A 13,568-nucleotide genomic window follows, 5' to 3' on the forward strand; every position below is an offset into this window, starting at 1 on the left:
TTACACACGTTCTTTTAATTGTTAATTGCGTGTGAAGTAAATCTGTATCATGTCATATATTCAGGATCGACTTCTACAGCGGCAACCAACAGACCAGGTATCTCTACGATCAAACGTTTCACACGGGAACCCCGTATAGAGAGTAAACGCCCCTCGTAGCCATCCAATGGGCCACCCTCGATGCGGATCATGCGACCGTACATCGCAGGAGTTAATTCTTCAACCAAGAAATAACGTGGAGAATCATCGGAATGGACAGCACGGATAAAACGGTTCATCTCCGCATGGCCTACCGTCATCGGCTTACGGTAGCCACCACGCAAATAACGATATTGGAGAGTACTGATCTCTTCTACGATTGGATCCATACACGCACAGGTCGTATGGGCAAAAAGTAAATCGTGCAGAAGAGGAACCTCCTCACGAATCCGCTTACCCTTTCTCTCAACCAACTGCCAACGCATAGGAGTGAAAACCTCTATGCCCTTTTCCTTTAGCAACCTATAGGCCGGGCGTTTAGCATTGGGACGAGTCAGGTCTCGCAATACGAACCAATTGTCTGTCAAAGGATGTTCCACTAGATGATGGGATAATTCTTCTAGTCCTGAAAGAATGCGTATTTTATTAATATCCAATCAGTTACAAAATAAAATCTTATAAGCTAGAAAGCGTATTCGGCGAATAGCATTCGTTTCACGTCGCAAATATAGCAAAAAATAACCAAACGCAAGTAAACATCAAGCCTTGTTTGTGTTTAGTTATTTTTCACTACATTTGTGTTCGCTAAAAAAGGAGTAATTTAAAATGATCGATCAACCTACCATAGACCGGATATTGGACGCGGCGAACATTGTAGATGTTGTCTCTGAATTCGTGACTCTTCGGAAACGAGGGATCAACTATGTAGGATTATGCCCGTTTCATTCGGACAAATCACCGTCTTTTTACGTATCCCCCTCAAAGAATATCTGTAAGTGTTTCGCTTGCGGAGAAGGTGGGACCGCTGTTCACTTCATCATGAAGCACGAGCAACTCAACTATTTCGACGCTTTACGCTTTCTAGCAAAAAAATACAATATAGAGATACAGGAACGGGAACTTACCGAAAAAGAGAAACAAATCCGTAGCGACCGGGAAAGTATGCTTATCGTCAATAGTTGGGCAGGACAATACTTCTCTACTTTATTACATGAGCATATTGAAGGGAAAAGCGTAGGTATGCGCTACTTCGCCGAGCGAGGATTGCGGGAAGATATCATCCGTAAATTCCAGCTCGGGTATAGCTTAGACCAGCGGGATGCCTTATACAAAACCGCTATAAAAGCAGGCTATAAAAAGGAATTCCTCGAGAAAACCGGTTTAGTTATCGCTTATGATAACGGAAACGTGAACGATCGTTTTCGGGGACGTGTCATCTTTCCCGTCCATACGCTAAGCGGAAAGGTCGTGGCATTCGGTGGACGTGTATTGAAAAAGGACGAGAAGACCGCGAAGTACGTAAACTCTCCCGAAAGCGAGATTTATCATAAGAGCAACGAGCTTTACGGTATCTATTTCGCCAAGCAAGCGATCATGAAGCAAGATCGCTGTTTCTTGGTGGAAGGATATATGGACGTGATCGGTATGCACCAAGTGGGCGTAGAGAACGTTGTTGCCTCCTCGGGTACAGCTCTCACGCAAGGACAAATCCGACTCATACACCGTTTCACGAATAATATCACGGTATTATATGATGGAGACGCCGCCGGAATCAAAGCGGCTCTCCGGGGTATCGATATGTTATTGGAAGAAGGGATGAACGTCAAAGTCGTGCTTCTTCCGGCGGGAGAAGATCCGGACTCGTTTGCCCGTAGCCATAGCACGAGCGAGTTCGCAGAGTTTATCAGCCAGAACGAGACAGATTTCATCCGTTTCAAGACAAAGTTACTATTGGCAGAAGCGGATGGCGATCCGATCAAACGTTCTGCCCTGATCTCGGATATTATCCGTACGGTAGCGATCATACCTGATAATATCGCTCGCTCCGTGTATATCCGGGAATGTAGTACTACCATGGAAATAGACGAACAAGTCTTACTCAACGAAGTCAATAAGATCCGCCTCAACAAGGAAGGGAACCAAGCGTCTAAATCCGTAAGGAATACACCGCCCGTTCAACCTCCTGTCAATACGCTCCCTGAGTATCCGGATTTCCCCGGCTACCAACCCTATACACCAGAAGAAGCAAGCACCCTTCCACCGGAAAATATTCCACCTCCACCACCCGAGGATTATATTTCGGAAGAGGAAACGGGTCCACCCTCTACCCCTCCCTACGAGATTCCGACAGCTCCCAACATACAGGTCCAACCGAAACGTTCTCCTTTCGAGGCTTACGAATTGGCTCTTTTACGCTATATCGTACGATACGGCGAACGTGTCCTTTATGACTACGTAGATGAGGAGACCAACGAGCATGTTATCATGCGGGTCGCCGATTATATCCGTTTTGATCTGGAACGCGACGACCTTACGTTTTATACGCCGACCTTCAAACAAATGTTGTACGAGGCCGCCGAGCATTGCCAGAACGAGGGCTTTATGGCCAGTCGTTATTTCCTTGCCCATCCGGACCCGAATATCAGCCGGCTTGCCGCTAACCTTATCAGCGATAAGTATCAACTTAGTAAATATCATACGAAGTTCAGGGAACTGGAACAAGAAGAAGACAAATTGGATTACTTGGTACCCCGGGAGATCTATTCTATGAAAGATGCCTATATCCTCCATAAAATAAAGGATATCCAAGCGAAAATCAAAGAGGCTCAAAACAAGGGAGACATGGAACAAATCTTTGATTTAATGAAACAGAACACTCACCTCAACGAGATCAAGAACGTGCTCTGCAAAGAGCTGGGTGAGCGTATCGTATTAAAAATGTAATAAAAAACATCTATGAATTTCCTTGAGACAGAAAACGTGGTAAAACAGTACGCCGGACATTTGGCACTAAACAAGGTGAGTATCCAAGTTCCTCAAGGAACTATCTTTGGATTACTGGGGCCTAACGGAGCGGGCAAGACTACCTTGATCCGGATCATCAACCGGATTACGGCGCCGGATAGCGGAATCGTTCGCTTCAACGGCCATGAATCCAGCCCGGAAGACATCTATCAGATCGGTTACTTGCCGGAAGAAAGAGGATTATATAAAAAGATGAAAGTCGGAGAGCAGGCTATCTATTTGGCGCAATTGAAAGGTCTCTCCTATTCAGAGGCACGCAAGCGTTTGACCCGTTGGTTCGACAAATTTGACATCATGCCTTGGTGGAATCGCAAGCTGGAGGAGCTGTCGAAAGGTATGCAGCAGAAAGTACAATTCATCATTACCGTGATACACGAACCCGAGTTATTGATCTTTGACGAGCCTTTTAGTGGGTTTGATCCAGTCAACGCCGATCGCCTTAAACAAGAGATACTGGAATTGAAGGCTGCCGGACATACGATTATCTTCTCCACCCATAATATGTCGTCTGTAGAGGAGATTTGTGACGAGATCGCTTTGATCAATCGCTCAGAGGTCGTCCTGTCCGGTAATGTCAAAGAGGTACGGGAACGGTTTAAGAGCAATACCTATATATTAAATGTACGCAAGGGGACTGGAGGAACAGAAAAGTTAAAGATACACAAGGAAGAGAATATCAGTAACTCCGACTGGCTCACCCAGCTGGCGTCCCAATATGAGATTCTTTCCTTCACGGAAGAGATCCCTTCCATGAATGACATTTTTATCAACACCGTTTCCGGTACAAACACATCAAAGGTATGAGCAAAATTGGATTAATCATCAAACGGGAATATCTCCGGAGAGTAAGCAAGAAGTCATTTATCCTGCTCACGTTCCTCACACCGTTTCTATTCGCAGCGCTTGTATTCGTCCCCCTATGGCTCTCTTCCATCAAGGGAGATGAGGTTCATACAGTCGCCATACTCGACGCCACCGACAAATATGCCCCGTTGTTCGAAGATACGGAAAGTTATCGTTTTATCAACGGCGACAAAGATATGGATGAGTACAGGCAAATGTCGGAAAAGGAGATATTCGCATTTCTCAACATCTCCGACGACTTGCAGAAAAATCCGAAAAACGCAACCCTCTATTCCAAGAAACAAATCCCGGCGGATTTGAGCCGACTCGTCAATATGACATTAAAGAAGCAGATAGAGAGTGACAAACTGGCAACATTCAATATCCCCAACCTACAAGAGATCATAAAAGAAAGTAAAGTAGATTTCAACATACAAACGATCAAGTGGGGGGATGACGGAAGCGAAAAACAATCCTCATCCGTAGTGGCATCCATAACCGGAGTAATTTTCACCATGCTTATTTATATGTTCATCCTAATCTATGGAGGAATGGTCATGCAAGGGGTTATGGAAGAAAAGACGAACCGGATCATCGAGATTATGATCTCGTCCGTCAAACCTTTCGACTTGATGATGGGTAAGATTATAGGAATCGGCTTTGTCGGGCTTACGCAAGTATTCCTTTGGACAATTATGACCTTTATTCTCATCACCGGGGGAACTTTCTTTTTGGGAGGAGGTATGGAAAGCGAGATCTTGCGATCAAGCATGGCACTTAACACAGCCCCTAACATGACGGCTATCGCAGCCCAACAGCCGGGAAATGAATGGATAGGGGTGCTTCATACGATTAACTTCACCGAGATAGGCATCTTGTTTATCGCTTATTTCATAGGCGGCTACTTATTATATTCTTCTTTATTCGCTGCTATCGGATCAGCCGTAGATGGCCAAGAAGACACGCAACAATTCATGCTGCCAATCACACTCCTTTTGATTTTCGCCCTTTATGCGGGAATCTATAGCATGGAAAACCCCGACGGGCCATTAGCTTTCTGGTGCTCCATGATCCCATTCACCTCTCCGATCGTCATGATGGTCCGGGTACCATTCGAGGTACCTTTGTGGGAAATACTACTTTCCATTGGATTTTTGTATATATCATCCATCAGTTTCACTTGGTTTTCCGCCAAAATATACCGTGTAGGCATTCTTATGTATGGTAAGAAACCCAGTATAAAGGAGATATTCAAATGGCTTCGTTACAAATAAAAACAAAATATCTACAACAAAAGCCTCGCTACTCTTATCGAATAACGAGGCTTTTATGTTGTTCTACCTGGATTCGAACCAGGACAAACAGGACCAGAATCTGTTGTGCTACCATTACACCATAGAACAATATTTAACAAATCACCAACTCTCTTGTTAGCGAGTGCAAAGGTATATACTTTTTCAAAATTTACAAATAAACCTTCGAAAAAATGTCTAGAAAAAAGACATAGGTGTTTTTTTAAAAGCTTATAACAATCGAGGAAACAATCTTAAACAAGGTATTACACATATATTAATGAAAGAAAAAGACGTATGTAACGAATTAAGAAGTATATTTGCAACTTGGAAAATTATATCAGTAAGAAATAAATGGATCAAACAAAAGAATTAGTAAAAACGATTGTTGAAGGCCTTCAAGAAAAAAGAGGCAAAAATATTGTAACTGTAGATTTAAGCCAGACTTCTGGTGCCATTTGTCAATACATGGTTATTTGTGAGGGAAACACTCCTACCCAAGTTTCTGCTTTATCCGATTCCGTATGGGATTTCGCACGCAAGAATGCAAATGAGAAGCCTCTGTCCATTGATGGTACACAGGGTGCTCAATGGATCGGCATGGATTATGGCACAGTTCTTGTACATATATTCTTGCCGGAGCAACGTGCATTTTATAACTTGGAGAACCTTTGGGCAGACTCGAAGGTTATACAAGTACCTAACATTGATTAAGCCGGCCTAAATATTTGATGATAATTTTTTATGGAAAATAAAAACGACATATTTAATAAGACACCGAAGGGAGGGAAACCCAAAATGTTTCGTTTTAATTTGTATTGGATGTACGGGTTAATCTTTATTATGCTTGTCGCCCTATACATGACAAATGATTCTTCGGGAACGAAAGAGCTTGGCTGGACGGAGTTCCAGAAACTAGCGCAAGAAAACGTATTCGATAAAATGACAGTCTACAACAAGAAGAACTTGGTGGAGGCGACAGTGAAAAACGGACATACCGAACAGGTCTTCGGGAATATGGACATTTCTAAAATCGGGGTTTCTCCGAAAGTATATGTAAAGATCCCATCAGCCGACAAATTTTCCGATTTCTATGACAAAGCGGTAGCCGATAATCATATCGACACGCAAGTTCGATTCGAGGAAGGCGATGACGCTATTTGGAATTTCCTAGTTTCATTTGGCCCGATTATCTTATTGATCGGTGTATGGATGTTCTTGATGAGGCGAATGTCAGGTGGCACCGGCGCAGGTCCGGGTAATGTATTCAGCGTTGGTAAGGCCAAAGCCCAGCTTTTTGATAAAGATAACGACCGTAAGGTGACATTCAAGGATGTTGCTGGATTGGCGGAAGCGAAACAAGAGGTAGAGGAGATCGTCTCTTTCTTGAAGAATCCGGAAAAATACACCGAATTAGGAGGTAAGATACCTAAGGGTGCATTATTGGTAGGTCCTCCGGGAACCGGTAAGACATTATTGGCAAAGGCTGTTGCCGGAGAAGCTAATGTACCATTTTTCTCCTTGTCTGGCTCTGATTTCGTGGAGATGTTTGTTGGTGTAGGTGCCTCCCGTGTGCGTGACTTATTCCGCCAAGCGAAGGAAAAATCTCCTTGTATCGTCTTTATTGATGAGATCGATGCGGTAGGCCGTGCCCGTGGAAAGAACGCAAATATGAATAGCAACGATGAGCGTGAGAACACGTTGAACCAGTTGTTGACCGAAATGGATGGTTTTGGCTCTAACAGTGGTGTTATTATCTTAGCCGCTACAAACCGTGCGGACATTTTGGATAAAGCGTTGTTGCGTGCCGGACGTTTTGACCGACAAATCCATGTTGAATTACCAGATTTGAATGAACGTAAAGAGATATTCGGGGTGCATTTGCGTCCGATCAAGATCGATGAAAGTGTAGACGCTGAGTTCCTAGCAAGGCAGACTCCGGGTTTCTCGGGGGCTGATATCGCTAATGTTTGTAATGAGGCTGCTTTGATCGCCGCCCGTAATGGAAAGAAATTCGTACAGAAAGAAGATTTCATGAATGCGGTAGACCGCATTGTCGGTGGTTTGGAGAAACGTTCGAAGATCACAACGGAGGAAGAACGTAAATGTATCGCAAACCATGAGGCCGGCCACGCTACGTTAAGTTGGTTGTTGGAACATGCCAATCCACTGGTTAAGGTGACAATCGTTCCCCGTGGTAAGGCATTAGGTGCGGCATGGTATTTGCCGGAAGAGAGACAGATCACCACCCGCGAGCAATTACAGGATGAGATGTGTGCCACCTTAGGTGGACGTGCCGCAGAGGAATTAGTCTTGGGAAAAATATCCACAGGCGCATCCAACGATTTGGAACGTGTCACGAAACAAGCATATGCGATGGTCGTTTACTTCGGTATGAGCGATAAGCTTCCTAACTTGAACTATTACGACTCCACCGGACAGGATTGGGGATTTACCAAGCCTTATAGTGAGGAGACCGCAAAATTGATAGATACGGAAGTACAGAAGATCATCAATGAGCAATACGACAGGGCAAAACGGATATTATCCGAGAACAAGGAAGGACATAGCAAGTTAGCACAGGTATTATTGGATCGTGAGGTAATCTACTCAGAAGATGTAGAGCATATCTTCGGGAAACGCGCCTGGATCTCCCGTTCCCAAGAGATTCTGGAGTTGCAGGAAAAGGCTAACGGAAGGAACAGGGAAAATGCGGATAAGGAGGCAGAAGCGGGCGCTACAACGGAAAACGTAACCGATGCTCCTACCGAAGAAAACAAGACAGGAAAAATAGCTTGACCAAAGTCAAGACATTCATAACAAGGAAGGCTGGGGCGTATCTTTGATCAAAAGTTACTATCCAGCCTTCCTTATTGCTGTATTATCAATTTATTAGTTATATTTGCAGCAAAAATTACAAACAAGCAAAAACACTATTGTTTTGAAAAATCTGATTACACGTGCATTGACTGGCGTCATTTTCGTAGCGGTATTAGTCGGTGCGATCTATTTCCACTCCTATTATTTTCTTGCGGTATTTGGACTCATTACCGGGCTTTCTCTATGGGAGTTCTACGGATTGGTCAAACATTATGAGAATGCCGCCATCAAACGGTTTGTCAGTTCCTTAGGGGGTGCCTACCTTTTCGCCGCCACATTCGGTTACGCCAATGGGTTGGTAGGAGGCAATATATTTCTACCCTATCTTTTATTTTTAATATATACCATGATCACCGAGCTTTACGATAAAGCCAGCAATCCGATCAATAACTGGGCTTTGACCTTATTCGGCCAAATCTATTGCGCAGGCTCTTTTTCTCTACTAAACTTTATCACATCGGTTCCCAACACACCGGGCGAGATCATACATATCCCCTATTTTGCCTTGGCTATTTTTGTTTTCGTATGGGTAAATGATACGGGAGCTTATCTGGTAGGATCTATGTTCGGAAAAAGAAGATTGTTCGAACGTATCTCTCCTAAGAAGTCATGGGAAGGTTTCTATGGGGGATTAACGTTCGTTTTAATAGCTTCCCAAATATTCGCTTGGTTCATGCCGGCCACCAATTGGTACACATGGCTTGGACTAGCCGTGGCGATCGTAGTATTCGGGACTTGGGGAGACTTGATCGAATCTCTAATGAAACGTACGCTAGGCGTGAAAGATTCCGGGTATATATTACCCGGACACGGAGGCATGCTGGATCGCTTCGATAGCGTAATGATGGCAATTCCAGCCGCTTATATCTATATCGAGTTATTTATTCGAAATTAAATGTCAAGATCACCATACGGGAAGTAGCCTTCGATAGCGCATCCGTATATTTGATATTTACCTGATCTACCAAGTCCGGACGATCTTTCTCCAATAGGTTAACCAATCCGAAACAGAATTTAAGCTCCGGACATAACTTAAAATAGGGTAGATAGATATCACATCCCAAGCCGAACTCAAATCCGAAGTCCGTACTTTTCAATAGAATCGGATTACCTTTCTTACGCCCTATATCCACAGCCCCATAGATACCGCCGATCAAATAAGGACGATAATTGTTCAAGCGCAAGGCCGTATATTTAACGTCTAACGGGAAATTCAGATAACTGGAACGAACGTTCGTAATGAATTCCTCTCCCGTAGCCTGCTCCCGGAACTTAAATTTCTTATCTCCGAAATGGATAGAAGGCGTAAAGCGTAAATTAAAATAAGGATTCATATACATATCTCCGATCACCCCGACACTGAAGCCAGGTGAATAAGAAGGAATCTCCGCAAACCAAGTCTCTCCATTAGCCGTACTACCAGTATGGGTCAATAACAAATCTTGAGAGTGGATACCCACATGAAACCCAAGATGAAGCCATTTCAAATCAGCGTACGGCTGATTCCTCACTCTCTCCTTCTGAGCCATGGCTCCCATGGAAACCAAGCTTACTACATATAATATAAGTAATAATCGTCTCAAATCTCAACCTAATTTTGTTTAATAACGAAAACGGAACAAAGATATTGCAAAAAACAAGATTTTTGAAGAAAATAAGCCAGTAGATATTTTTTAAATAGAAAGAAAGCTATATTTTTGCACTTACTAATAGTTATCAATTTAAACGTTAAAAAAATGGCTTACGTAATTAGCGATGATTGTATTGCATGCGGAACTTGTATTGATGAATGTCCGGTAGGAGCAATTTCAGAAGGTGATAAATATAGCATCAACCCTGAAATGTGTACAGATTGTGGAACTTGCGCTGACGCATGTCCTACAGAGGCTATCCATCCGGCTGAATAATTCGCAGCAAAGAATAGGATTTTCCTTTACGGGAAGTACCTAACACATAACGGGCTGTTTTCTCATAAAGAGAAACAGCCCGTTATCTTTTTTTCTTCGTGTTACATTAAAACTCAATATCCAACTTTATATCACCGGAAGACATATCCTCCTCCGGAGAATCGTTTGGTATTGTTTCCTCCTCTTCGGATTCCACCACCTCTTCCGCAGATTTCTTCAGATTTGAGCTCTTGATATAACTGATTACATCTTGCATTCCCTCCATGAACTTCTCAAAGTCTTCCTTATAAAGGAAAATCTTATGCTTCTCAAATGAGATTTGCAAGCCATCCTTTGATTGAACTTTCTTACTTTCCGTAACAGCAACGAATAGGTCATCTTTCAAATTCCTCTTCACATCCAGATAATAAATCCGTTTTCCCGCCTTAATGGCTTTGGAATACAAAATCTCCCTGTCGCCACCTTCAACATGTTTTTTCTTTATTGATTCTTCCATGACAGCTAACATTCGTTAAAAACCCACCCTCTTTATATAAATTGCTTCAAATATGTGCATTTTTTTTTAATTAGCAACTATTTTTACGATCGAAAATACGCTCATTCAGGCTAAATTTATAAAATATCATCTAACACATATAAATTTAAGTGAATCCGGATTCTTTTATGGAAAAAACAACTACCTTTGCAACCTAATTTATAATAAGAAGTTCCTTCAAACGATGATCAACAGAATTTTAATCCGCATTAAAGTTTTACAGATAGTATATTCTTACTATCAAAACGGAAACGGTGACCTCAAAGTTGCGGAAAACGAATTGCTTTTCAGCCTTCAGAAGTCATATGACTTATATTATTATTTTTTACTCCTAATTATCGACGTTACCAACCAGCAAAGAAGGATCCTTGACACCCGGAAGTGCAAATACATGCCTACTGACGAGGAGTTAAACCCGAATACACGCTTCATAGACAATCGCTTCGTCGCTCAATTAGCGGAAAATGATACGTTGAAAAAGTATATAGACGAGCAAGGTCTCTCATGGAGCAACGACGAGGAGTTCATTAAAAACGTATTGGATACGATCTTAAATTCTGAGATCTACGCCGAATACTTGAAAAACGAAGAAGACTCGTACGAGACGGATCGTGAGTTCTGGCGCCAGATCTTTAAGAAAGTAATCTGTGGAAACGAGATGATAGAGGAATATCTAGAAGATAAAAGCATCTACTGGAACGACGATATTGAGATCGTAGAGACTTTCGCCTTAAAGACTATCAAAAAATTCGAGGAGAAGAAAGGTAGTAGACAAGCCTTATTGCCCATGTTCAAGGATTTGGAAGACAAGGCTTTCGCAATCAAATTATTCCGTCAAAGTTTGTTGAAAGGTAAGGAATATCGTGAACGCATCGACAAACATATGAAGAATTGGGAGACCGAACGTATCGCTAACATGGACTTGATCATCATGCAAGTTGCCTTAGCCGAGATTTTATCGTTCCCGACCATTCCCATCAGCGTTACCTTAAATGAATATATCGATGCCGCAAAGTATTATAGCACACCAAAAAGCGGAACATTCATTAACGGAATTCTGGATTCAATCGTCAACGAATTAAAAAAAGAGAAGTTATTGCTCAAAGATTAATTATTATCATTACATTTGTGCATATCATTATTGATATTAACTTGTAAAACGATTATTATAGTATGAACTTACTCAGTATTTTACTTCAAGCTCCAGCTGGAGGAAGTCAGTGGTCCGGTATTTTGATGATGGTAGTTATCGTAGCTATCTTCTATTTCTTCATGATCCGTCCGCAACAAAAGAAACAAAAAGAAATCCAGAAAGCCCGTGAGGCGTTGAAAACAGGCGATAAAGTGATTACCGCCGGGGGTATCTATGGAAAGATCAAAGAGATCGGTGACACTTATATGCTAATTGAGGTAGCGGATGGAGTACGTATCCGTGTAGATAAAACGTCTATTTTCGCTTCAGCGGAAGACGCTCAGCAGCAGAAATAATCTAACTACAGAATATGTCGCGACTTGAGAACATACAAAATTCCTTCAAGTCTATCCAAGCAAAGACTAAGGCTTTTTTCCACGGAGATAAATGGAAAGAGGCCTTGGTCTTTTTCTTTTTCGTCCTTTTGGCTTTCGGCTTCTGGCTACTCCAAAGCTTGCAGCAGGAATATGAGATAGAGCTTGTTTTTCCGGTTAAGTATAAAAACGTACCTGCCGATATAGCATTTAATGCTCCTGAGGTGGAAACGATCACCGCAAAGGTAAAAGATAAGGGTAGCGTTTTACTCAACTATACTTTTGGAAGATCGTTTGCCCCGATCGAGGTGAACATGAAGAATACGAAGAAAAAAAATGGTTCGGTTCAAGTAAGTAAAAGGCAGATCGAGAACGATATTCAAAAACAATTGATAGCCACTACGGCATTACAAAGTTTTGATCCGCAACAAATTGATCTAGATTTCAGTCAACGGGTCCATAAGGAAATACCGGTCGTTTTTAATGGTGATATTCATATGGAAGCTGGCTTTCAATTATCCGGAGATATCCAGATTAATCCCCAAAAGATCAATGCTTATGCTACCGCAGCGATCTTGGATACGTTGACCTCGGTTAAGACGGTTTTCACCGAAGTTAAAAAGGCGAATAAAAACATTACGAGAACCGTACAACTGATCAAGATAGACGGCGTTAATTTTGATCCGGAAAGCGTATCTATGACGATTCCGATAGAGGAGTACACAGAGAAGACGCTGGAAATACCGGTCTCTTGCAGTCATATACCGCCACATTATACGGTACGAATGTTTCCGGCAGTCATAAAAGTGACTTGTAGTGTACCTTTGTCCCGGTTCAAAGGACTTTCGGAAGATATGTTCTCGATTCATATACCTTTTGAGGATCTGGAGCAAAACGTATCCGGTACCCTACCAGTCAAACTCACCAAGAAACCAGACTGGGTACATACGGCGACCTTATTACCTGATAAAGTAGAATTTATTTTGGAACACAACAATAAGCATGATTAAAATAGGTATTACAGGAGGGATCGGAAGCGGTAAATCCGTCGTAGCCTCATTATTAGCGTTATCTGGTGTACCAGTCTATATAGCGGATGAGGAAAGTAAGTTATTAACTAACACCTCCCCTGTTATCCGCAAAAAACTGATCGAGCTTTTCGGCAAAGAGCTTTATACGGACAATGGACTAGATAGGAGGCTCCTCGCTTCCCATATCTTTAATAATCCAAAACAATTAAAGAGGGTTAATGAGATTATACACCCAGAAGTAAACCGTCATTTCTCGACTTGGGTAAAAAGGCAGAATACGCCATTATGTGCCATAGAATCTGCCATATTATTTGAATCAAGCTTCAATAAAGCAGTAGACGTTAGCCTAATGGTCTACGCCCCCAAAGAACTTCGAATCAAGAGAGCCTTGAGCCGTGATGCCGTACCTAAAGCGGAGATTGAGCGTCGGATCAATAATCAAATGCCGGACGAGGAGAAAAAAGAACGTTCCGATTATGTCATATATAATGATGACAAGAGGGCACTCATTCCACAAGTCCAGCACTTGATCCACCATCTTCTCACCCAAAAACACAGTTCTTTCATTTAA

The 13,568-nt window shown here is 42.4% G+C and carries 14 protein-coding genes and 1 tRNA gene; 11 read left to right on the top strand and 4 right to left on the bottom strand.

The window, feature by feature from the left end:
* Positions 1-47: 47 nt before the first annotated feature.
* On the bottom strand, positions 48-578 hold the full coding sequence (locus tag E5342_RS00895; RefSeq protein ID WP_135958671.1) for a UpxY family transcription antiterminator: 531 nt from the start codon (positions 576-578) through the stop codon (positions 48-50).
* 226 nt (positions 579-804) lie between these two features.
* Here E5342_RS00895 and dnaG point away from each other — a divergent pair, with 226 nt between their 5' ends.
* Genes dnaG through E5342_RS00910 form a run of 3 tightly spaced genes read left to right on the top strand, consistent with a single transcriptional unit; the run spans position 805 to position 5,120 of the window.
* Positions 805-2,922, top strand: coding sequence for a DNA primase (gene dnaG, locus E5342_RS00900; RefSeq protein WP_121735580.1), 2,118 nt, complete (start codon positions 805-807; stop codon positions 2,920-2,922).
* Between the two features lie 12 nt (positions 2,923-2,934).
* On the top strand, positions 2,935-3,807 hold the full coding sequence (locus tag E5342_RS00905) for an ABC transporter ATP-binding protein (RefSeq protein ID WP_121735579.1): 873 nt from the start codon (positions 2,935-2,937) through the stop codon (positions 3,805-3,807).
* Positions 3,804-5,120 carry an ABC transporter permease gene (locus tag E5342_RS00910; RefSeq protein ID WP_121735578.1) on the top strand — a complete coding sequence of 439 codons (1,317 nt, stop codon included), beginning with the start codon at positions 3,804-3,806 and terminating at the stop codon, positions 5,118-5,120. The genes E5342_RS00905 and E5342_RS00910 overlap by 4 nt, the downstream gene beginning before the upstream one ends.
* 58 nt (positions 5,121-5,178) lie before the next feature.
* On the opposite strand, the gene E5342_RS00915 is transcribed toward E5342_RS00910, so the two are convergent.
* Positions 5,179-5,249: transfer RNA gene (locus E5342_RS00915), tRNA-Gln, on the bottom strand.
* A 243-nt stretch (positions 5,250-5,492) separates the two neighbouring features.
* Here E5342_RS00915 and rsfS point away from each other — a divergent pair.
* The 3 genes from rsfS to E5342_RS00930 all read left to right on the top strand — a co-directional run bounded on the left by rsfS (position 5,493) and on the right by E5342_RS00930 (position 8,913).
* On the top strand, positions 5,493-5,852 hold the full coding sequence (gene rsfS, locus E5342_RS00920) for a ribosome silencing factor (protein WP_005854895.1): 360 nt from the start codon (positions 5,493-5,495) through the stop codon (positions 5,850-5,852).
* A 30-nt stretch (positions 5,853-5,882) separates the two neighbouring features.
* A complete protein-coding gene (gene ftsH, locus E5342_RS00925) occupies positions 5,883-7,937 on the top strand; it encodes an ATP-dependent zinc metalloprotease FtsH (protein ID WP_135958617.1) in 2,055 nt (684 codons plus the stop codon).
* A 142-nt stretch (positions 7,938-8,079) separates the two neighbouring features.
* The gene (locus tag E5342_RS00930; RefSeq protein ID WP_121735576.1) at positions 8,080-8,913 is read left to right on the top strand and encodes a phosphatidate cytidylyltransferase; all 834 of its coding nucleotides are present in this window, start codon (positions 8,080-8,082) and stop codon (positions 8,911-8,913) included.
* Here the strand turns inward: E5342_RS00930 and E5342_RS00935 are convergent.
* Positions 8,900-9,601, bottom strand: a complete 702-nt coding sequence (locus tag E5342_RS00935) for a porin family protein (RefSeq protein ID WP_121735575.1) — start codon at positions 9,599-9,601, stop codon at positions 8,900-8,902. The genes E5342_RS00930 and E5342_RS00935 overlap by 14 nt on opposite strands.
* A gap of 153 nt (positions 9,602-9,754) precedes the next feature.
* On the opposite strand from E5342_RS00935, the gene E5342_RS00940 reads away from it, so the two are divergent.
* Complete coding sequence (locus E5342_RS00940) at positions 9,755-9,925, top strand: DUF362 domain-containing protein (protein ID WP_005854886.1); 171 nt, start codon at positions 9,755-9,757, stop codon at positions 9,923-9,925.
* A gap of 106 nt (positions 9,926-10,031) precedes the next feature.
* Here E5342_RS00940 and E5342_RS00945 read toward each other — a convergent pair whose 3' ends face one another.
* Entirely contained in the window at positions 10,032-10,421 is a 390-nt protein-coding gene (locus E5342_RS00945; RefSeq protein ID WP_121735594.1) for a DUF3276 family protein, read from the bottom strand.
* Between the two features lie 223 nt (positions 10,422-10,644).
* Here E5342_RS00945 and nusB point away from each other — a divergent pair, with 223 nt between their 5' ends.
* The 4 genes from nusB to coaE all read left to right on the top strand — a co-directional run bounded on the left by nusB (position 10,645) and on the right by coaE (position 13,568).
* Complete coding sequence (gene nusB / locus E5342_RS00950; protein ID WP_121735574.1) at positions 10,645-11,571, top strand: transcription antitermination factor NusB; 927 nt, start codon at positions 10,645-10,647, stop codon at positions 11,569-11,571.
* A 62-nt stretch (positions 11,572-11,633) separates the two neighbouring features.
* On the top strand, positions 11,634-11,948 hold the full coding sequence (gene yajC, locus E5342_RS00955) for a preprotein translocase subunit YajC (protein ID WP_121735573.1): 315 nt from the start codon (positions 11,634-11,636) through the stop codon (positions 11,946-11,948).
* A gap of 14 nt (positions 11,949-11,962) precedes the next feature.
* Positions 11,963-12,976 carry a YbbR-like domain-containing protein gene (locus tag E5342_RS00960; RefSeq protein ID WP_121735572.1) on the top strand — a complete coding sequence of 338 codons (1,014 nt, stop codon included), beginning with the start codon at positions 11,963-11,965 and terminating at the stop codon, positions 12,974-12,976.
* Complete coding sequence (coaE, locus tag E5342_RS00965; RefSeq protein WP_135958618.1) at positions 12,969-13,568, top strand: dephospho-CoA kinase; 600 nt, start codon at positions 12,969-12,971, stop codon at positions 13,566-13,568. Before E5342_RS00960 ends, coaE begins: the two co-directional genes overlap by 8 nt.

It is taken from the genome of Parabacteroides distasonis (assembly GCF_004793765.1).
Classification (GTDB): domain Bacteria; phylum Bacteroidota; class Bacteroidia; order Bacteroidales; family Tannerellaceae; genus Parabacteroides; species Parabacteroides distasonis_A.

Coding starts and splice junctions, on each gene's coding strand:
- nusB (WP_121735574.1), top strand. CDS start 10,645: ATGATCAACAGAATTTTAATCCGCATTAAAGTTTTACAGATAGTATAT.
- E5342_RS00905 (WP_121735579.1), top strand. CDS start 2,935: ATGAATTTCCTTGAGACAGAAAACGTGGTAAAACAGTACGCCGGACAT.
- coaE (WP_135958618.1), top strand. CDS start 12,969: ATGATTAAAATAGGTATTACAGGAGGGATCGGAAGCGGTAAATCCGTC.
- dnaG (WP_121735580.1), top strand. CDS start 805: ATGATCGATCAACCTACCATAGACCGGATATTGGACGCGGCGAACATT.
- rsfS (WP_005854895.1), top strand. CDS start 5,493: ATGGATCAAACAAAAGAATTAGTAAAAACGATTGTTGAAGGCCTTCAA.
- yajC (WP_121735573.1), top strand. CDS start 11,634: ATGAACTTACTCAGTATTTTACTTCAAGCTCCAGCTGGAGGAAGTCAG.
- ftsH (WP_135958617.1), top strand. CDS start 5,883: ATGGAAAATAAAAACGACATATTTAATAAGACACCGAAGGGAGGGAAA.
- E5342_RS00940 (WP_005854886.1), top strand. CDS start 9,755: ATGGCTTACGTAATTAGCGATGATTGTATTGCATGCGGAACTTGTATT.
- E5342_RS00960 (WP_121735572.1), top strand. CDS start 11,963: ATGTCGCGACTTGAGAACATACAAAATTCCTTCAAGTCTATCCAAGCA.
- E5342_RS00910 (WP_121735578.1), top strand. CDS start 3,804: ATGAGCAAAATTGGATTAATCATCAAACGGGAATATCTCCGGAGAGTA.
- E5342_RS00945 (WP_121735594.1), bottom strand. CDS start 10,421: ATGGAAGAATCAATAAAGAAAAAACATGTTGAAGGTGGCGACAGGGAG.